General features: G+C 69.9%; 22 protein-coding genes. 11 read left to right on the forward strand and 11 right to left on the reverse strand.

Annotated elements, in window-relative coordinates; all coding sequences use genetic code 11:
• Window positions 1-265: 265 nt before the first annotated feature.
• The gene (locus ABT367_RS28950; protein ID WP_352256231.1) at window positions 266-1,150 is read right to left on the reverse strand and encodes a SigB/SigF/SigG family RNA polymerase sigma factor; all 885 of its coding nucleotides are present in this window, start codon (window positions 1,148-1,150) and stop codon (window positions 266-268) included.
• A gap of 412 nt (window positions 1,151-1,562) precedes the next feature.
• On the opposite strand from ABT367_RS28950, the gene ligA reads away from it, so the two are divergent.
• A complete protein-coding gene (gene ligA / locus ABT367_RS28955; protein WP_434975563.1) occupies window positions 1,563-3,623 on the forward strand; it encodes an NAD-dependent DNA ligase LigA in 2,061 nt (686 codons plus the stop codon).
• Between the two features lie 27 nt (window positions 3,624-3,650).
• Here the strand turns inward: ligA and ABT367_RS28960 are convergent, their stop codons facing one another.
• A complete protein-coding gene (locus ABT367_RS28960; RefSeq protein ID WP_352256233.1) occupies window positions 3,651-4,793 on the reverse strand; it encodes a PP2C family protein-serine/threonine phosphatase in 1,143 nt (380 codons plus the stop codon).
• A gap of 881 nt (window positions 4,794-5,674) precedes the next feature.
• Between ABT367_RS28960 and ABT367_RS28965 the strand changes: the two genes are divergently transcribed.
• The 4 genes from ABT367_RS28965 (at window position 5,675) to ABT367_RS28980 (ending at window position 9,193) form a co-directional block, all read left to right on the forward strand.
• Window positions 5,675-6,115 carry a hypothetical protein gene (locus tag ABT367_RS28965; protein WP_352256234.1) on the forward strand — a complete coding sequence of 147 codons (441 nt, stop codon included), beginning with the start codon at window positions 5,675-5,677 and terminating at the stop codon, window positions 6,113-6,115.
• A 120-nt stretch (window positions 6,116-6,235) separates the two neighbouring features.
• The gene (locus ABT367_RS28970) at window positions 6,236-6,850 is read left to right on the forward strand and encodes a class F sortase (protein ID WP_352256235.1); all 615 of its coding nucleotides are present in this window, start codon (window positions 6,236-6,238) and stop codon (window positions 6,848-6,850) included.
• An 80-nt stretch (window positions 6,851-6,930) separates the two neighbouring features.
• The gene (locus tag ABT367_RS28975) at window positions 6,931-7,593 is read left to right on the forward strand and encodes a RibD family protein (protein ID WP_352256236.1); all 663 of its coding nucleotides are present in this window, start codon (window positions 6,931-6,933) and stop codon (window positions 7,591-7,593) included.
• Window positions 7,594-7,855: 262 nt separating this feature from the next.
• Window positions 7,856-9,193, forward strand: coding sequence for an enolase C-terminal domain-like protein (locus tag ABT367_RS28980; RefSeq protein ID WP_352256237.1), 1,338 nt, complete (start codon window positions 7,856-7,858; stop codon window positions 9,191-9,193).
• A 67-nt stretch (window positions 9,194-9,260) separates the two neighbouring features.
• Here the strand turns inward: ABT367_RS28980 and ABT367_RS28985 are convergent, their stop codons facing one another.
• The 6 genes from ABT367_RS28985 to ABT367_RS29010 form a co-directional block, all read right to left on the reverse strand.
• Window positions 9,261-10,007 (reverse strand): phosphotransferase, encoded by a 747-nt coding sequence (locus ABT367_RS28985; RefSeq protein WP_352256260.1) that lies wholly within the window; start codon window positions 10,005-10,007, stop codon window positions 9,261-9,263.
• A 221-nt stretch (window positions 10,008-10,228) separates the two neighbouring features.
• A complete protein-coding gene (locus tag ABT367_RS28990; RefSeq protein WP_352256238.1) occupies window positions 10,229-10,651 on the reverse strand; it encodes a hypothetical protein in 423 nt (140 codons plus the stop codon).
• Window positions 10,652-10,663: 12 nt separating this feature from the next.
• Window positions 10,664-10,945, reverse strand: coding sequence for a hypothetical protein (locus ABT367_RS28995; RefSeq protein WP_352256239.1), 282 nt, complete (start codon window positions 10,943-10,945; stop codon window positions 10,664-10,666).
• Window positions 10,946-11,087: 142 nt separating this feature from the next.
• A complete protein-coding gene (locus tag ABT367_RS29000; protein ID WP_352256240.1) occupies window positions 11,088-12,074 on the reverse strand; it encodes a hypothetical protein in 987 nt (328 codons plus the stop codon).
• Between the two features lie 275 nt (window positions 12,075-12,349).
• Window positions 12,350-12,898: a hypothetical protein gene (locus ABT367_RS29005; protein ID WP_352256241.1), complete on the reverse strand. Its 549-nt coding sequence runs from the start codon at window positions 12,896-12,898 to the stop codon at window positions 12,350-12,352.
• Window positions 12,899-13,040: 142 nt separating this feature from the next.
• On the reverse strand, window positions 13,041-13,742 hold the full coding sequence (locus ABT367_RS29010) for an ROK family protein (RefSeq protein WP_352256242.1): 702 nt from the start codon (window positions 13,740-13,742) through the stop codon (window positions 13,041-13,043).
• 62 nt (window positions 13,743-13,804) lie between these two features.
• Here ABT367_RS29010 and ABT367_RS29015 point away from each other — a divergent pair, with 62 nt between their 5' ends.
• Complete coding sequence (locus ABT367_RS29015; protein ID WP_352256243.1) at window positions 13,805-14,257, forward strand: hypothetical protein; 453 nt, start codon at window positions 13,805-13,807, stop codon at window positions 14,255-14,257.
• 17 nt (window positions 14,258-14,274) lie between these two features.
• On the opposite strand, the gene ABT367_RS29020 is transcribed toward ABT367_RS29015, so the two are convergent.
• Window positions 14,275-14,958: an HNH endonuclease family protein gene (locus tag ABT367_RS29020; RefSeq protein WP_352256244.1), complete on the reverse strand. Its 684-nt coding sequence runs from the start codon at window positions 14,956-14,958 to the stop codon at window positions 14,275-14,277.
• A 294-nt stretch (window positions 14,959-15,252) separates the two neighbouring features.
• On the opposite strand from ABT367_RS29020, the gene ABT367_RS29025 reads away from it, so the two are divergent.
• Window positions 15,253-16,416: a lipid II:glycine glycyltransferase FemX gene (locus ABT367_RS29025; protein WP_352256245.1), complete on the forward strand. Its 1,164-nt coding sequence runs from the start codon at window positions 15,253-15,255 to the stop codon at window positions 16,414-16,416.
• Window positions 16,417-16,475: 59 nt separating this feature from the next.
• Here the strand turns inward: ABT367_RS29025 and ABT367_RS29030 are convergent, their stop codons facing one another.
• On the reverse strand, window positions 16,476-17,819 hold the full coding sequence (locus ABT367_RS29030) for a UDP-N-acetylmuramoyl-tripeptide--D-alanyl-D-alanine ligase (protein ID WP_352256246.1): 1,344 nt from the start codon (window positions 17,817-17,819) through the stop codon (window positions 16,476-16,478).
• Between the two features lie 373 nt (window positions 17,820-18,192).
• Between ABT367_RS29030 and vanH the strand changes: the two genes are divergently transcribed.
• The 4 genes from vanH (at window position 18,193) to ABT367_RS29050 (ending at window position 21,776) form a co-directional block, all read left to right on the forward strand.
• Entirely contained in the window at window positions 18,193-19,161 is a 969-nt protein-coding gene (gene vanH / locus ABT367_RS29035) for a D-lactate dehydrogenase VanH (protein WP_434975564.1), read from the forward strand.
• On the forward strand, window positions 19,154-20,194 hold the full coding sequence (gene vanA, locus ABT367_RS29040) for a D-alanine--(R)-lactate ligase (protein ID WP_352256248.1): 1,041 nt from the start codon (window positions 19,154-19,156) through the stop codon (window positions 20,192-20,194). The genes vanH and vanA overlap by 8 nt, the downstream gene beginning before the upstream one ends.
• Window positions 20,191-20,799 carry a D-Ala-D-Ala dipeptidase VanX gene (gene vanX / locus ABT367_RS29045; RefSeq protein ID WP_352256249.1) on the forward strand — a complete coding sequence of 203 codons (609 nt, stop codon included), beginning with the start codon at window positions 20,191-20,193 and terminating at the stop codon, window positions 20,797-20,799. Before vanA ends, vanX begins: the two co-directional genes overlap by 4 nt.
• Before the next feature lie 236 nt (window positions 20,800-21,035).
• Window positions 21,036-21,776, forward strand: coding sequence for an alpha/beta hydrolase (locus tag ABT367_RS29050; protein ID WP_352256250.1), 741 nt, complete (start codon window positions 21,036-21,038; stop codon window positions 21,774-21,776).
• A 162-nt stretch (window positions 21,777-21,938) separates the two neighbouring features.
• Here ABT367_RS29050 and ABT367_RS29055 read toward each other — a convergent pair whose 3' ends face one another.
• Window positions 21,939-22,997 (reverse strand): endonuclease/exonuclease/phosphatase family protein, encoded by a 1,059-nt coding sequence (locus tag ABT367_RS29055; protein WP_352256251.1) that lies wholly within the window; start codon window positions 22,995-22,997, stop codon window positions 21,939-21,941.
• Window positions 22,998-23,130 lie beyond the last annotated feature (133 nt).

The following is a 23,130-nucleotide window of genomic DNA, read 5'->3' on the forward strand; positions in this document are numbered from 1 at the left end:
ACCGAGGTGAGGGCCTCGGTCACCGCGCCCCGGTGCTCTGTCCGAAGGACACTGCCGTCGTCCTCCCGGCAGGCACACCGCCACGTACAGCAGACGCCTCACGCGCCTGATCGTCCGCATGGAATGGACTCCCTCCCTCGCCGGTTCGCCGGCCTCCCCGGCCGAGCCGGGCTTCAGTACCCCGACAGGAGCGCCCTCACCGGGACCAAGGTCCCGCGGGCGAGGACTTCCGGCCCCCTGTCCCCTGCACTCCTCGTCCGTCCCGTCACTCCTCGATGAGCAACCCGCGGCGCAGGCGCGCCAGGGTCTTCGAGAGGAGGCGGGACACATGCATCTGCGAGATGCCCAGGGCGGCGCCTATCTCGGACTGGGTCATCTCCTGGCCGAAGCGCATCTCGATGATGCGGCGTTCGCGGTCGTCGAGTTCGGCGAGGAGAGGAGCCAGTGCATGGAGGTGTTCGAAGGTCTCGAAGGACGGGTCGGATGCGCCGACGATGTCGGCGAGAGGACGGCCGCTGTCTCTGCCGCCGTCGCCGGAGTCCTCCGGGGTGTCGAGGGATTCGGCCACGTAGCCGTTGGCGGCCACGATGCCTTCCACCGCGTCCTCCTCGGTGACGCCCAGGTCCTCGGCGAGTTCCCTGACGGTGGGGTCGCGGCCGAGTTCGGCCGCCATGCGCTCCCTGGACTTCGTCAGGTCGATGCGGAGTTCCTGGAGCCTGCGCGGCACGTGCACGGCCCAGCTGGTGTCACGGAAGTAGCGCTTGATCTCGCCGAGGATCCACGGGACGGCGAACGAGATGAACTCGACGCCCCGGCGCACATCGAACCGGTCGATGGCTTTGATCAACGCCACGGTCCCGACCTGGACGATGTCCTCGAGCTGCCCGTTGCCGTGGTTGCGGTAACGGCCCGCGACGTAGTGCACCAGGGAGATGTTCATCTCGATCAGGGTGTTGCGCGCGTACTCGTGCTCGGGCGAGCCGGCCTCGAGCTGGTTCAGCTGCTCGAAGAACAGCTTCGTCAGTTCCCGCGCGTCCCTCGGCGCGACCTGGTCGGCCCGGTCGATCCCCGGCGGCAGCCGGATATCCGCTGCCTGCGCTGTCGGCGTCCTTTCGACAGTTCGACGCACGCCGAGCCGGCCACCGCTCATCGCCTTGTTCCTCCTTCCCTCCTGTTTCGGCATGGACGACTCAACGGGCGTCAACGGCGGAACCAACTGCCTCACACCTCCCCGCGGCCGGCACCGTGCGCCGGCGGCTCGGCTGCCTCTGATCGATCCGTCGGGTGGCTCTCCCCATGCCCTCTCCTCACTCGCGACCCGATTCCTACGGCGGGAGAGTCGTTCCGCAGTCACAAGCGCCCATACCGGGACCTTTCTCACCTGCTGCACCAGCCGAAAGTCCCTCATTTCCGAGACGGAAGACCCGCAACCCATGGCGCGGACGTGCGGGAAGGCGCAGGCTCGACGACGGCCCGACCCGATGCCCGACGCACCTGGGCGTCGGCGCCGGACCGGAGTCCAACGCTCCGGATTGTCAGTGGGGGGCGCGAAGATGGGGACCATGACGACGACTTCTGCCGTACTCGTTGACGCCGCCGCCTACGCCGAAGCGGTCGAGACCGCGACGAAGGCCGCCGCCGCGTACTACGCGGGCGGCGACAGCGCCCTGGACGACGACAGCTACGACCGCCTGGTCCGGGGCATCGAGGCGTACGAGAAGGAGCACCCGGGCGAGGTGCTCCCCGGCTCACCGACCGGAAAGGTCGCGGGCGGTGCCGCGCTCGGGGATGTGCCGCACACGGTGCCGATGCTGTCGCTCGACAACGTCTTCTCGGCCGAGCAGCTCAGCAGCTGGGCCGCATCCCTGGAGCGCCGCATCGGGCGGCCCGTCGAGCAGTGGAGCGTGGAGCCCAAGCTCGACGGGCTCGCGATCGCCGCGCGCTATGCCGACGGCCGGCTGACCCGCCTGATCACCCGTGGCGACGGCACCGCGGGCGAGGACGTCTCGCACGGGATCGACAGCATCGAGGGCCTGCCGGCGCAGCTCGCGCAGCCGTACACCATGGAGCTGCGCGGCGAGGTCCTCATGACGACCGCCCAGTTCGAAGAGGCCAACGAGGTGCGGACCGCGCACGGCGGCGAGCCCTTCGCCAACGCCCGGAGCGCTTCGGCCGGCAGCTTGCGGGCCAAGGACCGCCCGTACAAGGTCCGGATGCTGTTCTTCGGATACGGCGCGATTCCCACCCCGGACACCGACGAGCCGCTTGCCGAGGAGCTCCGCACGCTCCCCCACAGCGAGCTCATGGCCCGTGTCGCCGCGCTCGGTGTGCACACGGCCGATGCCACCGAGGTGCCGGGCCGCGCGGTCACCACGGTCGAGCAGGTGCAGCGGCGTATCGAGGAGATCGGTGCTCTCCGTGCCGAGCTGCCCTTCGGCATCGACGGCATCGTCATCAAGGCCGACCTCGCGGCCGACCAGCAGGACGCGGGGTTCGGCACGCGGGCGCCACGCTGGGCGATCGCCTACAAGCTGCCGGCCGTCGAGAAGATCACCCGGCTCGTCGGCGTCGAGTGGAACGTGGGGCGCACCGGCGTCATCGCGCCCCGCGCCGAGCTGGAGCCGGTCGAGATCGACGGCTCCACCGTCACGTATGCCACGTTGCACAACCCGGCCGACATCACCCGTCGCGATCTGCGCATCGGCGACCAGGTCATGGTCTACAAGGCGGGCGACATCATCCCGCGCATCGAGGCGCCGGTCGCCCATCTGCGGACCGGTGAGGAGCGGCCCATCGAGTTCCCCGAGGTGTGCCCGCAGTGCGGTTCCGGCATCGACACCAGCGAGCAGCGTTGGCGCTGCGAGCGCGGCCGCAACTGCCATCTGGTCGCTTCGCTGAGTTACGCGGCCGGGCGCGACCAGTTCGACATCGAGGGCCTGGGCGCCTCACGCATCGTGCAGCTGGTCGAGGCGGAGCTCGTCGCCGATCTCGCGGACCTGTTCACGCTCACCCGTGACCAGCTGCTCGGGCTCGAGCGGATGGGTCCGACCAGCACCGACAACCTCCTCGCGGCGATCGAGCGGGCCAAGGCGCAGCCGTTGTCGCGCGTCCTGTGCGCGCTCGGGGTGCGCGGCACCGGCCGGTCCATGTCCCGGCGTATCGCCCGGCACTTCGCCACCATGGACGCGATCCGCGGCGCCGACGAGGAGGCGATCCAGAGCGTCGAGGGCATCGGTCCGGAGAAGTCACCGGTGATCGTCGCCGAGCTCGTGGAACTCGCCCCGGTGATCGACAAGCTGGTGGCCGCCGGTGTGAACATGACCGAGCCAGGCGCGGCAGCGCCGGACTCGGCGGCCGCCGAGTCCGAAGCCGGCCCTCTGGACGGCATGACCGTCGTCGTCACCGGAGCGATGACGGGCGCGCTGGAATCCCTCAGCCGCAACCAGATGAACGAGCTCGTGGAGCGCGCGGGCGGCAAGTCCTCCTCCAGCGTCTCCAAGCGCACCTCCCTGGTGGTGGCCGGCGAGGGCGCGGGCTCCAAGCGGACCAAGGCGGAGGAGCTCGGCATCCGGCTCGCCACGCCGGACGAGTTCGCGGACATGGTGGGGCATCTGCTGAGCTGACCGGCGCCGGGCCGCAGGTCAGGGGACTCAGGAGGATTCGGCGGGACGCCGGCGTACGGCGAGCAAGGCGATGTCGTCGTCGGTGTCCCTGCTGTAGTGCTGCAGCAGGGCGTCGCGCAAGGTGTCCGGGGTGCAGGCCGTGCGGGTGGCGCGCTCGCGCAGGTCTTCCAGGGAGTCGGCGAGGTCGACGCGGGGCCGCTCGATCAGGCCGTCGGTGACCATCAGCAGCACCTGCCCGGGCTCGAGGCGGGCCGAGGTGGCGGGTTTGTGGTCCAGGTTCAGGCCCAACAGCGGCCCGTGGACGGGCAGATACTCCGCTTGACCGTCCGGCGGGACGACCAGGGGCGGGAGGTGCCCGGCGTTGGCGATGTCCATGGCACCGGTGACCGGATCGAGGACGACCAGGCACATGGTCGCGGTGAGCTCGGGGTGGAAGTGCGCGAGCAGGCGGTCCATCAACTGGAGGATGTGGTGCGGCTCGTGGCCTTCGAGGGCGTAGGCGCGCAGCACGTGCCGCAGTTCCACCATGACCGTGGCCGCGGCCAGGGAGTGCCCGGCCACGTCGCCCACGGCCAGCAGCACCCCGCGCTCGACGGCGAAGGCCGCGTAGAAGTCCCCGCCGAGTTCCGAGCGGTCCATCGCCGGCACATAGCCGACGGCAAGGTCGATGCCCCCCAAGGAGGCCAGCTTCTGGGGCAGGGGCAGGAACGCGTGCTGCAGCTCGAAGGCGAACCGCCGTTCATCCCGCGCGACTTTCGCCTCGCGCGCCGCGAGCAGCACCATGGAGACGGTGGCCAGCAGCTCCTCCGGTGCGACCGGGGAAGCGAGATAGGCGCTGCCTCCCGCTTCAAGACCCTGGACGCGGTCACGTGTGTCGTTGGCTTCCGCCGAGACATGGACGACCGGGATGCGGGGCAGTTTGGGATCGGCGGCCATCTGCCGGGCCAGTTCGAAGCCGCTCACCTCGGGCAGCCGTACGTCGATGATCGCCATGTCCGGCACGGGATCGGAGCGGTGTAAGACCCTCAACGCCTCGGGGCCCGAAGCCGCCTCCACCACTGCATACCCGGCCCGGCGCAGCACGCTGCCGACGGCGAACCGATTGGGCTCATGGTCATCGACCACCAGGATCGTGGCCTGTGGGCCCGTACCGGGTTCCGTTTCTGTCACGCGCGGAAAATACGGTGCCACCGCGAGCGCACACAAGACCTTCACCACTCGTGTGGATGATCTCGCCGCTGCGGCGGGCCAGCGCAAGGGCTCCGAGGCTGGTCAGTCGCGCCGGAACGTGCGCTGCGAAGGCGAGCCCCTGATCGCGCCGGGACGGCGCGCAAGGGCCCGCTTCGGGTCGCTCTCAACTCCCGCCAAGGGGCGACCACTTCCAGCTCCACCGACTGAGCTGGCAGCCAGTCGTCTGCCACATGGCGCTTGCCGTGATGGGGAGTTGCGGCATGTACGCCTGCGGCGTGCGGCCGGCGTACATGGCCGGCCGCACGTCCATCCTGACACCGGTCGGCCACAATGTTCCCCTTCTCACCACAACTGGAGCAAATGACTCCGGGATCTGCCGGTTCGGCGCAGGCGATCACCTTGCGTAGTCAACTCCTGGCAGAGCTCAGCTCAACACATGCCCCGCCCACCAGCGAATATGCGGGAACCTCGCAGACGGGCGGCCAACAGATTGATTACGCAGAGCAATTGACGGTGCGGAGTTGTCGCACTCCGGCTCGATCAGGCGCACGCGCGCTCCATGCACGCGGCACCGTCGCCTGGCCGGACCCGTCGGCAGTCGACGGACGCCACTCAGTGGTAGTCGACCAACGCCATTCAGTGGAATGCGCCGGCATTTCAACCAGTTGGCGGCACTCCAGGCCTGCGACCAGGCCGGCTGCCCGAGTCGGGGAACGCCCGACCGCCGCGCCGAGCCGCCTCCTCCTTTGCCCCAACATGCAGCGAGCAGCCGGCGCGGGTCTGCTCGTGGCAACGGCAGCGGCTTTCGCTCGTTGCGGCACAACGGTGTCGCGGCCGCCACCGATGGAGGGACCTCCTTGATGCGTTCGCTGAAGATAGCCACCGGCACCGTCCTCGCCTCGACCGCCCTTCTGTTCGCCGCTCCGATGGCGTCCGCGTCCGACACCCAGTGCGACCCGGCCACCTCGGCCGCGATGCAGGCGGAGTCCGACTACAAGGCCGCCCTCGCCGACTATCAGAAGACCGTCGACAACGGCGGCCACCCCGGTCAGGCCGAGCGGGACAACGTCGACCAGCTCAAGCAGAAGGCCGACTCGGCAGCGTCCGAGGCGCAGCGGATCTGCGGTGACACGGCCATGAACCCGAGCGGCAAGAAGCCCAGCGGTGCCGTGCACACCGGCGTCGGCTCCACCAGTGGCGGCGGTGACACCGCCTCGTACGCCGTGCTGGGTGGTGCCGTGGCCGCGATCGGCGCCGGCGCGTTCCTCGGCCGCCGCCGTGCGGCACGCGGCGGGAACTGACCCTCTCCCCCGGCCGGTATGCGCATGCCCACACCGCGTGCGCATACCGGCCCTCGAGCGCACAGGGACGCCGTCATGCGCACCGTTCATCACCGCCGGGAGCCGCACACGGGTGGCCGCGTGGCGCGTAGTCTCTCCTCGCTCCTGCTGACCGGTGCGGCGCTCGTCCTGTTCTCCGTCGCCGTCACCGAGCAAGGCATCACCGGGCCACCGCCACAGCCCGGCCTGGGCCAGGCCTTCGAGGCCGGGACCGACCGGACGGCGAAGCCGCTCGCGGAACTGCCCTCCGCGGCCCCGACCCGCGTGCGGATCGGGGCCATCGGCGTGAACGCCCCGCTCATGGACCTGGACTTGGAGCCGGACGGGCGCCTGGCCTCCCCGCCGGAGAACGACAGCAACCTCGCCGGCTGGTACGGCGACGGCGTCGCCCCCGGCTCGAGGGGCACCGCGATCATCGCCGGACATGTCGACATCCCGACCGGGCCCGCCGTCTTCTACCACCTCGGTGCGCTCAAGAAGGGCATGCGGATCGACGTCTCCCGCTCCGATCGGCGCACGGCGCATTTCACGATCGATGCCATCGAGGTGTACGACGCCGAGGACTTCCCCGACGACAAGGTGTACGCCGACAGCGACCGCGCCGAACTCCGCGTGATCACCTGCGGCGGGGGCTACGACAAGCACCGCGGCCGATACCGCGGCAACGTCGTCGTCTACGCCCACCTCACCTCCTGACCGGAGGGCCTGCGCCGTACGACACGTCCGCCCCGAAACCCGTACAGGTCGATGTCGGTGGCGAGTTCTACGCTGGAAACATGCAGACGGACACGTCCCGCGACTCACACCGTCCGTACGTGGTGGCGCACACCGCCGTCTCCCTCGACGGTGCGACCACGGGCTTCACGCCTGATGTGGAGCGCTATTACGAACTGGCCGCCACCTGGCACGAGGACATCACGCTGGCCGGCGCCGACACGATCCTCGCCCAGGAACAGGCCCTCGCCACAGCGCCCCGCCCCGGGCCCGCCGCGCACGGGCCGCTACTCGCCGTCGTGGACGGCAAAGGCCGCATCCGCCAGTGGGAGGCCCTGCGCGACGTCGGGCACTGGTCGGACGTCATCGCCCTGTACGCAGAGTCCACCCCGCCACGCCCCGCCAACTCCACCGTGCCGGAACTGGTCACCGGGACCGAACGCGTCGATCTCGCGGAGGCGATCGGCGCACTGGGACGACGGCACGGAGCAGAGGTCGTACGCGTGGACAGCGGCGGCTCCCTCACCGGCGCCCTCTGGCAGGCCGGCCTCCTGGACGAGGTGAGCCTGCTCATCCATCCCTGCGTCAGTGGTGCGCCGACTCCCCATCTCTGGCACGGATCAGCTCTCACTTCAGCCCGACCGCTCGAACTCATCGAGAGCCGGACATTCGACGACGGCCTCGTCTGGCTCCGGTACCGGCCCGGGCCCGCGCCCGCTGCCTGACAGTGCCGACCGCCCGTCATCGCGGGACTGGTCGAGCCTGCAGCCATCCGCTTGCGGTTCAACGCATGCGCGCCGAACTGCACTTGCGTGCGATCCGACCGGCTGCCGACCCTTGACGACTCGGTGATTCCCTCCCTACGGTCGGTCCCCATACGGGAACGCTGTTCACATAGAGAGACGGCATGTCTTCGCAGAGCACCGACCACCACATGCCCGTCCGGCTCCGGCTCCTGCCCTCCCGTACGCATCGAAAGGCGACCGCATGACCGGGCACCGCACGTCCGCAGCCGAGATCGGGCACCGCACCTCCGCAGCCGATACGACGATCACCGACGTCCGCCTGACGCCGGTCCTGATCGCCGATCCTCCGCTGCTCAACGTGCAGGGCGTCCACCAGCCCTACGTTCCCCGCCTCATCGTCGAGGTGGAGACCGAGGGAGGGATCGTCGGCGTCGGCGAGACGCTGGGCGACACCACCTATCTGGAGATCGCCCGGCAGCTGGGCCCGGCCCTGGTGGGACGACGTACCACCGAGACCAATCGGCTGCCCGCGATGGCCTCCGGCGCCGCGGACGTCGACGCGGGCGCGCTCAGCTCCCCCACGGACGCGGCGGGATTCCGCGGCGCGCCGGACGCCGGCAAGCTGCGGCTCAGCGTGATCTCGGCCTTCGAGGTGGCCATGCTCGACGCCCTCGGCAAGGCGACGGGGCTGCCCGTCCATGCGCTGCTCGGCGGCAAGGTGCGCGACAGCGTGGAGTACAGCGGCTACCTCTTCTACCGCTGGGCCGAGCATCCGCAGGACGACGCCCCGCGTGACGACTGGGGCGCCGCACTCGACCCGGCGGGCATCGTCGAGCAGGCGCGACGCTTCCACCGCGAGCACGGGTTCACCTCGTTCAAGCTCAAGGGCGGCGTGTTCCCGCCAGACGAGGAGGCCGCCGCGATCCGCGCCCTGGCCGAGGCCTTCCCCGACAGTCCGCTGCGGCTCGACCCCAACGGCGGCTGGAGCGTCGACACCAGCCTGAAGGTCGCCGCCGAACTCACCGGCGTGCTGGAGTACTTGGAGGACCCCACCACCTCGACACCAGGCATGGCACAGGTCCATGAAGCAAGCGGTATGCCGCTCGCCACGAACATGTGCGTCACGCGGCTCGGCGAGATCCCGGAGGCCTTCACCAAGGACGCCGTGCAGGTCGTGCTCTCCGATCACCACTACTGGGGTGGCCTGCGCGCCACGAAGGAACTCGCCGCGATCTGCGGCGCGTTCGGCGTCGGCGTCTCCATGCACTCCAACACCCACCTGGGCGTCAGCCTCGCCGCCATGACCCAGGTCGCCGCAACCGTGCCCAACCTCGACTACGCCTGCGACACCCACCGCCCCTGGCAGACCGACGACGTCATCACCGAGCCGCACGTCTTCCGCGAGGGCCGTATCGAGGTCACCGACACCCCGGGCCTCGGCATCGAACTCGACCGAGACGCCCTCGCCGTACTGCATGAGCGCTGGCTGGCCAGGCCCAGCATGCGCGACCGCGACGACGAGGCCGGGATGCGCCTCGTCGATCCGCAGTGGACCCCGCACTCCTCGCCGCGCTGGTGACCCTTTTGAGCCCGGGGCGAGGGCCGGCCCGCGCGGTGGCACTCGCGCCGCCGCTCCCCCGGGGACCTCACATGCGCGCTCTCAGCACATCGACCTCGCAGCCCGGGGTGAACGGGTCGAAGCCGTGCTCGATCAGCCAGCGGATCGCCAGCAGGCTGCGCAAGGACCACCACGCGTGGATGACGTCGAGGTCGACGTCACGTCCGTAACCGTCGACGAGGTCGCCGAGGTGTTCCTTGTGTCCGAGCGCCAGGGTGGCGAGGTCGTACAGGGCATCACCCTGGCCGGCCTCGGACCAGTCGATGATGCCGGTGACCTCGTCGCCGTCGACGAACACATGGGCGACCTGCAGGTCTCCGTGGGTGAACGCCGGAGTCCATGGACGCAGTGCCGCCTCGGCGACCTGCAGGTTGCGGGTGACCAGGTCGGCGGGCAGGACGCCGTTGCTGACGAGCCATGCGGATTCTTCCGCCAGCGCCGCTCTCAACTCGTCGGCACCTCTGCCGGCCCGGCCGGGCCATGGGGGCAACGGCCCGTCGTGCAGGGCCCGGAGGGTCGCGCCCGCGGCGGCCCACGCCGCGGGCGACGATGTCGACGGCTCGCCGAGGTGGGCGAGCGCCGCTCCGGGGAGCGCCGCGATCGCGAGCACCGGCGGCTTGTGCCACAGGACCTCGGGGGTCGGTACCGGCGCAAGAGCCAGCGCCTCGACCTCGACGTCCCTACGCGCCTGATCGGCGTCCACCTTCAGGAACACGTCGCCGACCCGCAGGGTCGCACGCTCGGAGTGCGCGACGACGACCTTGACCTCGTCCATGGCGTTCAGCATTGCGGACGATGGTCCGCGCCGCCGGGATTATCGGCCCTGATCCCGGGCGGCCGTCCACCAGCGGCGGGATCCCGGGCGGCCGTCCATCGGCGGCGGGATCCCGGACGGCCGTCCACCGGCAGCGGGTTGACCGGCCCTGATCCCGGACAGCCGTCCGCGGCGTCGGGTTGACCGGCTCGATCAACGGGCCACCGGCCTCGTTGCCATCGTCATCCTCTGGGCGACGACGGCCGTGAACGCTCCGTCGGCCGGGACGCGTCGGCGTGCGGGACACCGGACGCCTTCCCGTGCAGGTCGACCTCGGTGACATTGCCGGGGTCACTGGCGCAGACGGCGTAGACGGTGTGGCCGCTGCCCGGGGTGATGACCGTGGTGCCGGTCAGAGTGTGGCTGCCCGGCTTCACGGGGGTGAGGTCCACGGGCTCGATGGGCGTGTGCGCGGTGGTGCCGTCACCGACGAGCTGTCCTTCCGCCCGACCGCCCATGGACGGATCGGCGCACCCGGTCAGGGTGATGGTCACCGTTTGCCCGGGGCGCGCGGTGGCCGGCGTCACGGTCAGGGCAGCAGAGGGGGTGGGGGTGCAGGCGACCGTGCCCGCGAGCGCGGCGGTCAGAACCAGGGGGATCAGCATGGCAGGCCTCCGTCAGGGGCAGGGGTCGACAGGGTGGCGGGGCGCTTTGAGGGCAGGGAGCGAGGCCGCCTGTTCGGGCACGAGCCCGATGGGTTTTCCGGTGACGCGTTCGGCGCCGCGGTGGGCGATCCTGCCGACGATGTTCGCGGCGGGTTGGATCTCCTCGCGCGGACTGATGTGCGTGGTCGCCGCCCCGTCCGTGAGGGCGGGCGCAGGCGTGGCGAACGCGGGGAGCGTGGGCAGGACGGTCGCGGCCAGGGCGCCGGCCACGATGATCAGGGCTCGGATGCGCACGCGGGCGGGCATGAGCGGACGGCCTTTCGGGCTGGTTCGCGGGCTGGTGAAGGACCCGCCGGTGCGTCCCCGGACCGGCGGGCCCTTCGCCACGGTGAAAGTCGACGTCTGGCGTAACGCGTCAGACGTCAGACGTCAGGCGTCAGGCCGCGGGGTTGAGCTGGACCTGGCCAGGGTCGGTCGTGGGCGCGACCGGAGCCGGGGCCGGCTTCTTGTCCGGCTTCGGCGCGGCGTCGGCGTCGGGCTGCGGCTTCGGCGCAGTGTCGGCGTCGGGCTGCGGCTTCGGCGCAGTGTCGGCGTCCGGCTGCGGCTGCTGGTCGTTGTCCGGGACCGGCTGCGGCTTCGGCTGCTGGTCACCGTCCGGAACCGGCTGCGGGTCGACCGGGTCCGGCTCGGGGGTGGGCTCCGGCTTCGGCTCGGGAGCCGGCTGCGGTGCACCGGCGTTGTCGAGCCAGGAGGTCAGCCGGCCGTCGGGGGACAGCACGACATGCAGACCGTTGTTCTCACCCGAAGCGGCGCGGCCGTTGGCGTCGAGGGTGCCGATGCTCGCCGCGCCGGGGCCGCTGGAGACGACGGCCTGCCAGTGGTTGGCCGACAGCTTGTAGACGCGGGCCATGGAGCCGTCGGCGAGCGTGTCATTGCGGACGTGCTCACGCTTTTCCGGGTTCGGCTTGGGCTTGGGCTTCGGGTTGGGCTTGGCACGGTCGACCCAGGAGCTGATCTGTCCGGTCTTGGTGAGCTTGACGTGCAGGCCGTTCAGGTTGGCGTCGGCGGTCTTGCCGAAGGCGTTGACCGTGGCGATCTTCTTGCCGTTGAACAGGATGTCGGCCTGGAAGCAGTTCCTGCCGAGCTTGTACACCTTGGCGGTGTGGCCCTTGGAGGCGAGCTTGACCGTCTTGGTGAAGACACGCTTGCCGTGGGCGGCGGCCTCGACGCCGGCCGTGGCCTCGGCGTCGGAGGGGGCGGCGGTGAAGACCTGCGTATCGTCCGTCTCGGTGATGACGGTGCCGGCCGCGGTGGCGGTGTCGGCCTGGTCGGCCATGGCGCCGGTGGCCGTGTACGCGCCGAATCCGATGGCCGTCGCGGCAGTGGCGGCGATGATGCTGGTACGCAGGGTGCGGGAGGTCATACGCATGGTGAAAAGGGGCCCTTTCGGGTCGCGGTTTCAGGATGTGATGGCCGCCCGGTTCCGGTTCCCCTCCGGCGACATCTACGAAGCTACGCACCTCACGTCAAAGCCATCCATACGGGATGTAACAGGTGAAACGCACCTGTATCTCAGTCTCCTTACATGATCCCTACTCACGCGTAGCAAAGCGCCCTGCCCGGCGGTTTCCGCAGGACAGGGCGCTGGTCACAGGCCTCGGGGTGGCGCCGGAAGACGGTCTCCGGCCCGTGGAAGGCTCAGCCTTCGGCCGCCCGGCGGCGGATCACCCAGTACGTGGCGCCGAGCGAACCCGCGACCAGGAGCCCGCCCGTGATCATCGCGGTGCCCGATTCGCCGAAGCTGCCGCCGAGGCCGCCGTGGACACCGTGGGGGGTGGCGTTGCGCGACACGGTGAAGGACGCCGACCACTGACCGCCGCCGGGGCAGTTCCCGTCGACGCCCCACTGCGACGTGGCACCGACTCCGTTGGGACCGGAGCCGGTGAAGTTGGTGGCGGGGGCGATACGGGCGGTGCCTTGATACTGACCACCCGAACCGGGCATGCCGCCAGAACCGACGAGATGCAGTGTGGCCGTGCCCGAGGCGAACGCCTGGCTGTTGGCGGTGATCGTGGACGGCGACTGACTGGTCTGCGTGAACGCGCACTCGACGTTGACGGTGACCGTGCCGCCGGGCGAGACGGTGCGGGGCGTGACGTCCGCGGACTCGGCCCAGGCGGCGGGGGCCGCCGCGAGCACGGCCGCGGCGGTGAGGACGGATACGGCGAGGGCGCGGGAGGTGCGCATGACGGGACTCCTCGGATACCGGGGCGAGGCGCTTCGTTGCGCCGATGCCTTCATGCAAGTCGGCAGCCAGGGAGCTCGCCTTCGGCAGGGCCCCATTCGCAGTACGTGTGCCGCCGCACGGGTGAGGAGTCTCGTGCGACAGCTACCGCGTGGCCTCCGTGCCCTGCCAAGTGGCCTCCGTGCCCTGCCAAGCCGACGGGTCCGACAGGAGCCCGCCGAACGCCAGCTCCGCTGCTCCGGCAAGCGCTGCGTGAGGTCTCCGACCGAGGCGGTACCGGGTTCCGCGCACGCGGCCGACCACCGAGTCCCGGAGCGCGGCGTCGATCTTCTGCGGGACGGCGGCAGCCAGCAGCCCGAGCAGCCCGGTGAAGACCACCGCGTCGGGACCCACCGTGTTCACCACGCTGGTCACGGCGCGGGCGAGATGGGCGCCGAGGTCCTGCACGGCAGCCGCCTTCGCAGGGTCGGCAAGTGCGGCGCGGACGGTTTCCTCGACCTGGTCGTCACTGCCGTCGGGCTGCAGGGCGACGCCGAGCGCGGCGCACAGTGCGGGTCCGCCGATGTACAGCTCCAAACAGCCCCGAGCCCCGCACGCACATACGGGCCCCCGCGGATCGGCGCACACGTGGCCGATCTCCAACGTCCGCGCCCGGTCCGTACCGCCCACAAGTGCCGAGCCCATGCCATGCCGCTCACCGGCGACCACCAACAGCGCGCCGGACTCCTCAAACCCGTACTCGCCGATACCGACGGCGGTGCAGTCCCTGACCAGGGCCACCGGCAACACCCCTGCGAGGACGCCGGGCCGAGGCAGCAGCGCACGCAGGCATGAGACCAGCGGCACCGGTTCGGCGCCCCTCGGAGCGGGTACGGCTCGCGCGCCAGGCGTACGAAGGAAGGCAACCCATGACCTCGACCCTCACGGTCCACGCCGACACCGTCCTGAACGACATCGACCACCTCCCGCGGTGCGGCACCGCGGAGCGTGCGGCGCTCGCCACGCTCCTGATCGGTCGCATGTGGGGCGCTCTCACCGAGCGGGAGCGCGGATTCGCCGACGCGGACGCCCGCTGCGCGCAAGCCGGGCTGCCCGCGCCCGCTCTCGTGCTGACCGGAGTCACCGAGCCCGGCTCCTACGCGGCAGCCGCCGACATGCTCGGCGCCGAGGCCGGCGCATGCGCGGTGTTCACCCCGAGGCCGGCGGCCGCCGACGCCGCCCTCGCGGCCGGAATGATCTGCCTCGCCCTGGACTCCGGCGACCACGCACCGACGCGGCCCGGTGGCGTGATCCCCCTCGGCTCGCTGGCCGACCTGGTCCCGAACCCCGCGTCCCCCTGGGCCTCGGCGTTCGCAGCCTGACGCACTGCCCTGACCGCTCAGCGCGACCTGAGCGTCACCGGCACGTTGGGGCAGCCCTGTGCCACCTCGGTGAGCTTCACCGCCTCCAGGAAGTCAACCGTCAAGCCCCAGCGCAGCTTTGTGAGCACCCAGTCCGTGATGTACGCACAGCGGGAGGCCTCATAAGGCGGCAGCCAGCCTGCCGGGTCCCGGCCCGCCTTCTCGCTGTGCGTCTCCGCCGAGACGGCGGTCAGGGTCGTCTGTGCGGCGAGATCGTTCGCGTACGCCTCACGCTCGGCCGCGTCCCATGCGTACGCACCCGACGCCCAGGCCTCCTCGAGCGGCACGACGTGCTCGACGACGAGCTGTCGGGCCGGATCGCCCGTCACCGGCCGGTCGTCGTACCACGAGTACCACTGCCCGGATGCGATCACGCATCCCTCATCGACCTGCACGGGGCCGACCGCCTCCGCCCGAAGGACCTCGGCACGGGTGTCGCAGCCGTCGAAATCGGCGTCCGTCCAGCGCCCGAACGCGCCCCGCTCGAAGCCGGTCCCATGTGCGGACATCACCCCCAGCAGCTGCACCGCCTTGCGGAGTTGTACGCGCGGCACGGGATCCGCCGATACCTCCGCCGCCGGACCCGCGCTCGCGGGCGACCACGCTCCCGCCAGAGCCAGCAGCGCGAGAGCCGCACACCACAACCGGAAAGTTCTGATCATCCGCCCCGTCTATCCGACCGGACCGCTCCGGCACCACGGACGACACGGCCGCGTACGCCATATCGACGCGCCATGCGCCCACCCGGACGACAGAACCCACGGGCCTCTCGCGGACTGTCCGCCTCATCGCGGCCGGCATCGGCGCATATCGTCGGCGTATCGAAATCCGCATACCCTCCGGCAACATCACGCTGCTTTGACTGGGGGCATGTCGTACAGCGAACCAGCACGCACCGCGCCCCGGACTCCGTCGAACGCCCCCACGGAACACGCCGATGCGAAGGTGAGGGGCCTGTGAGCCGGACTGCTCATCAGCGGGAGGCCGGGGGTGCGGGGCTGAGCGTATGGGCGATCACGGCCGCCGAGTACGCGGCGTTCGTGCGCGCGCAGCCGTCGGCCAGTTTTCTGCAGACGCCGGCATGGGGCCGGGTCAAGACCGAGTGGCGCAGCGAGTATCTCGGATGGTTCGACGGCGGGCAGTTGGTCGGTGCCGGGCTCGTGCTGCACCGACCGGTGCCGCGGCTTGACCGCTACACGCTGGCGTATCTGCCACAGGGACCGGTCATCGACTGGAACGGCGAGATCGAGGCGTGGCTCGACCCGCTGGCGGTCCATCTGAAGGCACACGGCGCGTTCGCGATACGTCTCGGACCGCCGGTGCGTACCGCGGTGTGGAGCGCCGCCCAGGTCAAGGAGGGCATCGCCGACCCTCGCTTCACACGGCTCACGGACATGGCGAGCCTGACGGACGATCCGGTCGGGACTCACCTGACCGCTCGGCTGCGGGATGCGGGCTGGCTGCCGCAGAGCCCGGAGGACGGGTTCGGGGCCGGGCAGCCGCAGTTCACGTATGAGATGCCGCTGGCCGGCCGGTCCGAGGACGACGTGCTGCGCGGTATGAACCAGCAGTGGCGCCGCAATATCAAGAAGGCCGCCAAGGAAGGGGTCGAGGTCACGGTCGGCGGCAGCACCGTCGGCGAGGACCTCAAGGCCTTTCACGACCTCTACATGCACACGGCCGAACGCGACCGGTTCACGCCCCGGCCGCTGCACTACTTCGCCACCATGTTCGCCGAGCTGAGCGCGGAGGCGCCCGAGCGGATCAAGCTCTATCAGGCCCGGCACCAGGGCGATCTGGTGGCGGCCACGATCCTGGTACGCGTCGGCGGTCACGCCTGGTACCTGTACGGCGCTTCCTCGACCGCGAAGCGCGAAGTGCGGGGCTCGAACGCCTGTCAGTGGGCGATGATCCGTGACGCCCTGGCGGCGGGCTGCGAGGTCTACGATCTGCGCGGCATCACGCCCACCCTCGATGCCGACGATCCGCATGTCGGGCTGATCCAGTTCAAGGTCGGGACAGGTGGTCAGGCAGTGCGGTACGCCGGGGAGTGGGATCTGCCGTTGCGACCGATGGTGTACCGCGCCTTCGATCTCTATATGAGGCGACGCGGGCGCTGAGCCCCGATCACCGCCCCGCGAACGAGTCTCGCCGACGAAGTCGCCGCCGCCCTGCCGGACTACTCGAGGGCGGCGGCGACTTCGTCGAGGCGCGCTCCGCGGGAAGCCTTGACCAGGACCACGTCCTTGGCCGCGAGCCTGCCGCGCAGCCAGTCGACGGCGGCGTCGTTGTCGGCCAACACCACGGCCCGCTCCCCCGCTCCGTCGGCAATCGGCCGGGCTCTCTCGCCGATGACGGCCACCACGTCGGCGCGGGAGGCGGCGTACTCCCCGATGGCCCGGTGCTCCGAGGCGCCGGCGGCGCCGAGTTCGAGCATCTCGCCGAGTACGGCGATGCGGCGCCCGCCCTCGATGGCGGCCAGGGCGTCCAAGGCGGCGCGGGTGGAGTCGGGGTTGGCGTTGTAGGAGTCGTTGAGAAGGGTCGCTCCGCAGGTGAGTTGGCGCGGCTCCATGCGCCAACTCGAGAGCGAGGCGGTCGCAAGGGCCGTGGCGGCCGCGGCGAGCGGGATGCCTGCTGCCAGACCCACCGCGGCGGCGGCCGAGGCGTTCAGCGTCTGGTGGGCTCCGACGAGCGGCAGGGTCAACGGAGTCGAGGCGTGGGCGGTCCGCAGGGTGCACGACGGTCTGCCCGACCCGTCGAGAACGGGATCGAGGATGCGTACGTCGGCATGCTCCGCCCGGCCGAAGGTCAGCACCGGGCATTCGGTGAGCGCACGCATCGCGACCACCCGGGGATCGTCGGCATTGAGGACAGCGGTGCCGCCGGGTGCGAGCCCCCGCACCATCTCGCCCTTGGCGCGGGCGATGGCGGCGCGGGACCCGAACTCGCCCAAGTGGGCCTGCCCGACGTTCAGTACGACGCCGATGTCGGGCGCGACCAGGTCGGTGAGGTGGGCGATGTCACCGACGTGGCGGGCTCCCATCTCCAGGACGAGACAGCGGGTGTCCGCGTCCGCGCGCAGCATGGTGAGCGGTACGCCGAGCTCGTTGTTGAGCGAGCCGATGGTGGCGACGGTCGGCGCGGCGCTCGAAAGCACCGCTGCGATCAGGTCCTTGGTACTCGTCTTGCCCTGCGAACCGGTCACGCCCACCACTGTCAGGCACGGGCGCAATCGGGCCACGACATGGGCGGCGAGTCGCTGGAGTGCGGCCTGGACATCCTGGACGACGACCGTGGGCAGGGGCGTGGCCCGCGACCCGAGCACGGCCACCGCGCCGGCGCGGCCCGCCGAAGCGGCATAGTCGTGACCGTCTGCGTTCTCGCCGCTGAAGGCGACGAACAGCCCGCCGGGGTCGGCCTGCCGGCTGTCGAGCGTGGCCGGCGCGGTCACCCGCACCGTGTCGTCTCCCTCCACGGTCCCGCCGACGACCTCGGCGATCTCGCGCAGGCCGAGCGGGATCATGCCGGCGTCCCGGCGGTACGCGGGAGGACGCACCGGAGCGGCTCGGCCAAGGGCGCGGGGGCGGCGGCTCGTTCGCTGGAAGTCATGCCTTCAGGCAAAGGGGCGGAGTGTTGTCCGCGCGTATGTGTTTTTCGATACGCCGACGATATGTGGGCGCACACCTTGGGAAAGTTCGACGCGGTGCGGCTCAAGTCTTCGGCAGGGCAGGGGTCCTGACGTAGCCTCACAAGCCGCCCGCATATCGTCCTCGTATCAAAAAGCGCATACGTTGCGGCAACACCGCCTCTCGTTGACTGTGGGCATGACCTACACCGAACCAGTCCGCGCAGCGGTCCGCCGCACGCGAGCTCCGGCTTCGTCGTCCTCCCGCCCGCTGTCGACCACGGGAATCACCGTTTATGGATGCGGGCGGGACGAAGCCGTTCTGTTCCGGGAGTTGGCGCCTGGATTCGGCATCGTTCCCACCCTCACCGAGGCGGCCGTGTCGGAGTCCAATGCTGAACTGGCCCGCGGAAACCGGTCCATCAGCGTCGGCCACAAGACTCCTCTCACCCGTGCGACGCTCGTTGCACTCCACCGCGTCGGCGTGCGCTACATCTCCACGCGCAGCGTCGGTTACAACCACATCGACCTCGAATCCGCGGACGGTCTCGGCATTTCCGTCGGGAACGTCTACTACTCCCCCGACAGCGTGGCCGACTACACGCTGATGCTGATGCTGATGGCAATACGTGACGCGAAGTCCACTGTCCGCCGTGGCGCCGTTCACGACTACCGGTTGAACGAGGTACGCGGGAAGGAACTGCGCGATCTGACCGTCGGAGTGATCGGAACGGGGCGTATCGGGTCGGCGGTCATGGACCGGCTACGGGGTTTCGGCTGCCGCATACTCGCCAACTCCCATGCCCCGCACACCTCGGCCGCGTATGTGCCGCTCGATGAACTGCTCCGGCAGAGCGACATCGTGACGCTCCACACTCCGCTGACCGCACAGACCCACCATCTGCTCGACCGCCGGCGCATCGAGCGGATGAAGCGCGGAGCGTTCGTCATCAACACCGGGCGCGGGCCGCTGCTCGACACCGAGGCCTTGCTCTCAGGGCTGGAAAGCGGCCGCCTTTCCGGTGCCGCCCTTGATGTCCTCGAAGGCGAGGAAGGGATCTTCTACGCCGACTGCAGGAACAGGGACATCGAGAGCAAAACACTTCTGCGGCTTCAGGAAATGCCGAACGTTCTCATCACCCCGCACACCGCGTACTACACGGACCACGCACTCAGCGACACGGTCACCAACTCGATCGCCAACTGCCTTGAATTCGAAAGCAGGAATCACCATGGATAAGCTCAGGGTCGGCATCATCTTCGGCGGCTCATCCGAAGAGCACCCGATCTCGGTCAAGTCGGCTCAGGAAATCGCGAAGAACCTCGATCTCGCGAAGTACGAGCCGTTCTACATCGGGATCACGAAGAGCGGCGCCTGGCTGCTGTGCGAGGGGCCCGACACGCAGTGGGAGACCGGGGACTGCCGTCCTGCCGCGCTGTCGCCGGACCGGACGGTGGGTGGGCTGCTCGTCCTCGACCAGGGAAAATACGACACGATCAGGTTGGACGTCGTCCTGCCGGTGCTGCACGGCACGCTCGGCGAGGACGGCGCGATGCAGGGCCTGCTCGAGCTCTCCGGCATTCCGTACGCGGGCTGCGATGTGCAGAGTTCCGCCCTGTGCATGGACAAGTCCCTCGCGTACACCGTGGCCCGCAGCGCGGGGATAGCCGTGCCGAACTTCTGGACTGTCACGGAACTCGGAGACATCGATGCGGACAGCCTCACCTATCCGGTGTTCGTGAAGCCGGCGCGTTCAGGCTCCTCGTTCGGGGTCAGCAAGGTGTCCGCGAAGGATGAACTGGCCGGTGCCATCGAGTCCGCGCGGCAGTACGACGCGAAGGTGCTGATCGAAGAGGCTGTGATCGGCAGCGAAATCGGTTGTGCCATCTTGGGCGACGGCCCGGATCTGACTGCGGGCGAAGTGGACCGGATCGCCCTGTCCCACGGCTTCTTCCGGATCCATCAGGAATCGGCACCTGAGCAGGGTTCCGACAACTCGACGGCGATCGTCCCCGCCGATATTCCCGCCGCATCCCGCGCGCTCGTCCAGGAGACGGCGAAGTCCGTCTACCGCGCCCTGGGCTGCGGGGGGCTGGCTCGCGTGGACCTGTTCCTCAAGGAGGACGGAACCGTCGTCCTGAACGAGGTGAACACCTTTCCCGGGATGACCTCGTACAGCCGCTACCCGCGCATGATGGCCGCCGCGGGCGTGCCGCTGTCCGAAGTGATCGACAGGATGGTGGCTTTGGCGATCGCAGGAGGCAGCCGGTGAACGACGATTTCGTGTTCGTCGACGAGCACGTCCCCGGCATACGCTGGGATGCCAAGTACGCCACCTGGGACAATTTCACCGGGAAACCGGTGGACGGATACCGGGCGAATCGGATCGTCGGCACCCGGGCACTGTGCAGCGCTCTGAAAGAAGCCCAGGCGAGGGCCGAATACCTCGGCTTCGGCCTTGTGCTGTGGGACGGGTATCGGCCCCAGCGCGCCGTCGACTGCTTCCTGCGCTGGTCGGAACTGCCGGAGGACGGCCGTACGAAGCCGCGGCACTATCCGAATATCGAGCGGGCCGAGATGTTCGAGAAGGGGTACGTGGCCACCAAGTCCGGGCACAGCCGCGGGAGCACGGTCGATGTGACGCTGTACCACTTGGACACCGGTGACCTCGCGGCCATGGGCGGCGGCCATGACCTGATGGATTCCATCTCGCACCACGGCGCCGAGGGAGTCAAGCAGTTCGAAGCGCGGAACCGTCACCTCCTCCACTCCGTCATGGAGGGGTCGGGATTCAGTGCGTACGACTGCGAATGGTGGCACTACACCCTCAAGGACGAGCCCTACCCCGACACGTATTTCGATTTCCCCATCGCCTGAGGGACGCCCCTCGGACCGTTTCCCCGGAGGTCACGCGCCACCGGGCACGGACCCTCGTCAGGAACTCGTTTGCGGACCCTTCGCCGGCGCTGCTAGGTTCCTGGAGGCCGTGCGAGAGAAATACAGGAGGTGGTACCCGTGAACGCAGTGACGACATGGGTGCTCCCCTCCGGGGTCACGGTCGGGCGATAGGTCGTCCGGGAGCGCCGCTCTGAGCCCTCCCGAAAGGCACGACCGTGCACTTCACCTCTGAACAACGCCTCGACGACGGTGTCCTCGAGCGCGCCTTCACCCTCGGCGAGATCCCCGGCATCCTGTGGACACCCGTGTCCTCGTCCGCATCCGCACCGGCGCCGCTGATCCTTCTCGGCCACCCTCCGCTCGGACTGCCCAGGATGTACCCGCGCCTGGCGGCGCGGGCCCGCGGTGCCGCGGCCGAGGGCTTCGCCTCGGCCACCATCGAGCTTCCCGGGAGCGGTGACCGGCCCCGTTGGGCCGAAGCCGATCAGGCCCGGGCCGACCTGCGCCGGGCGATGGAGGCCGGCGAACCCATCGGCGACGAGATCATCGACGCCCTCATCCTGCCGCTCGTCGAGAAGTCGGTCCCGGAATGGCAGGCCGCCCTCGACGCCCTGCTCGCGCTGCCCGAGATCGGCGGCCCGGTCGCGTACTCGGGGGGAGTGATCTCCATCGGGGTGCGGCTCGCGGTGGTCGAGCCGCGCATCGTGGCCGCCGGCCTGTTCGCCGGGAGTTTCATCCCTCGCGCCATCCTCGAGGAGGCCCGCCAGGTGACCATTCCGCTGCACGTCCTGCTGCAGTGGGACGACGAAGGAAATGACCGGCAGGCGGCGCTGGACCTGTTCGACGCCTTCGGCTCCAAGGAGAAGACGCTGCAGGCCAACATGGGCGGGCACACGGGCGTCCCCCAGTTCGCGGGAGAGGACGGGGGCAGGTTCTTCGTCCGGCACCTGAAGTAGGGCCAAGCCGCCAGGCGGGCCACACCAGGGCATCGTCGGTCGGAGCGTCCGGCGCCGTACGCGGCGCCGGACGCAGGAGACCGGTCAGGCCTCGGGGTTCAGGATTACCGTCAGGCCTCGGGGTTCAGGATTCCCGTAGGGCCCCGGAATTCAAGGCCCCTGTCACGCCCCGGAGTTGAGCCGGAACGTGCTCAGCACCGCCTTGTGGTCGCTCGGCCAGGTCCAGGTCGGCTCCCAGAAGGGGTCACGGCCGGTCTCCTCGACGCGCTCGTTGCGCACGATCGTCGTCGAGGGGCCGACGATGACGCTGTCGAGGAGGCGGATGCGGCGGTCCGGGTGGTAGTAGACGAAGTCGATACGGTCGCGTTCGTCGGCCTTCGGGGCCCAGGTCAACTCGCCCGTCTCGGCGCCCGGGTTGTCGCTCGGCCAGGTGAAGCCCGGGGTGCGTACGGGGTCGGGGTGGATCTCGCGGTAGGTGTCGCGGAAGCCGGCGTCCTCGATGGCCCTCGTCGTCGACCAGTCGACAACGGTGCCGTTGTGGTCGAAGAGGTTGCGGGTGCGCCTCGTCCAGTCGCGGAACGACGGCTCGTTGAAGTCACCGCCCAGGATGGCGAGCCGGCCTCGACGGCGTTCGGCCGCCGCGTCGGCGAGCATCGTCTTCGTCACCGCCGTACGGCCGGAGGCCTCGTTGAGGCGCGTGATCAGGTCGACGTCGGTGATCGGTCCGGTGGGGATCTCGTCCCAGCCGTATTCGGAGGTCTCCAGGGGCGCGGGGGTGCCGCCTCCGTATCCGCGCGGCAGGTAGTTGACGTAGTAGCGGTATTCGAGGTGGCCCGAGTAGACGGCGATCTCGGTGCCTTCGACGGATATCACGGCCTTCGACCAGGAGGGGAAGGAGGCGCGGTCGACGATCGGGAAGCGGGAGATCACCGCCGGATCGGTCGGGTTGGCGTTGTCGTGGAAGGTCAGCCCGCGCTCGGTGAGGTCGGCGAGCAGGTCGGCAACCCGCTGCGGGTTGGACTCGCTGAGCAGGACCACGTCCGGGCGGACCGCCGCGATGGTGTCCGCGATTCCGGCACGGCCGCCGTCCACTCTGCTGCCACCGAGCCAGATGTTGAACTGAAGCACCTTCAGGGTGCGGCGCGCGGACTGGTGAGCACCTTCGGCTGCCTCGGCCGCACCGGCGCCGATGAGTCCCGCGCCGACCGTGGCACCTGCCATTCCCAGTAGTTGACGACGTCCGACCATGCCCATGCGACCTCCATCGATTGCATACGTACGCACGGCCCGCGCAGTGAAGTCGCAGGCCGCACGCAGTGTCGAGGGCCATTCAAGACGGAAGGTGAACGCCGGG

The sequence above is a fragment of the Streptomyces mesophilus genome, assembly GCF_040300965.1.
In the GTDB taxonomy this organism is placed as follows: domain Bacteria; phylum Actinomycetota; class Actinomycetes; order Streptomycetales; family Streptomycetaceae; genus Streptomyces; species Streptomyces mesophilus_A.

Bases quoted from the DNA above. Each gene is read 5' to 3' on its own strand.
- ABT367_RS28950 (WP_352256231.1), bottom strand. From the start codon at position 1,150: ATGAGCGGTGGCCGGCTCGGCGTGCGTCGAACTGTCGAAAGGACGCCG.
- ligA (WP_434975563.1), top strand. From the start codon at position 1,563: ATGACGACGACTTCTGCCGTACTCGTTGACGCCGCCGCCTACGCCGAA.
- ABT367_RS28965 (WP_352256234.1), top strand. From the start codon at position 5,675: ATGCGTTCGCTGAAGATAGCCACCGGCACCGTCCTCGCCTCGACCGCC.
- ABT367_RS28975 (WP_352256236.1), top strand. From the start codon at position 6,931: ATGCAGACGGACACGTCCCGCGACTCACACCGTCCGTACGTGGTGGCG.
- ABT367_RS28980 (WP_352256237.1), top strand. From the start codon at position 7,856: ATGACCGGGCACCGCACGTCCGCAGCCGAGATCGGGCACCGCACCTCC.
- ABT367_RS28985 (WP_352256260.1), bottom strand. From the start codon at position 10,007: ATGGACGAGGTCAAGGTCGTCGTCGCGCACTCCGAGCGTGCGACCCTG.
- ABT367_RS28990 (WP_352256238.1), bottom strand. From the start codon at position 10,651: ATGCTGATCCCCCTGGTTCTGACCGCCGCGCTCGCGGGCACGGTCGCC.
- ABT367_RS29000 (WP_352256240.1), bottom strand. From the start codon at position 12,074: ATGACCTCCCGCACCCTGCGTACCAGCATCATCGCCGCCACTGCCGCG.
- ABT367_RS29005 (WP_352256241.1), bottom strand. From the start codon at position 12,898: ATGCGCACCTCCCGCGCCCTCGCCGTATCCGTCCTCACCGCCGCGGCC.
- ABT367_RS29015 (WP_352256243.1), top strand. From the start codon at position 13,805: ATGACCTCGACCCTCACGGTCCACGCCGACACCGTCCTGAACGACATC.
- ABT367_RS29020 (WP_352256244.1), bottom strand. From the start codon at position 14,958: ATGATCAGAACTTTCCGGTTGTGGTGTGCGGCTCTCGCGCTGCTGGCT.
- ABT367_RS29030 (WP_352256246.1), bottom strand. From the start codon at position 17,819: ATGATCCCGCTCGGCCTGCGCGAGATCGCCGAGGTCGTCGGCGGGACC.
- vanA (WP_352256248.1), top strand. From the start codon at position 19,154: ATGGATAAGCTCAGGGTCGGCATCATCTTCGGCGGCTCATCCGAAGAG.
- ABT367_RS29055 (WP_352256251.1), bottom strand. From the start codon at position 22,997: ATGGCAGGTGCCACGGTCGGCGCGGGACTCATCGGCGCCGGTGCGGCC.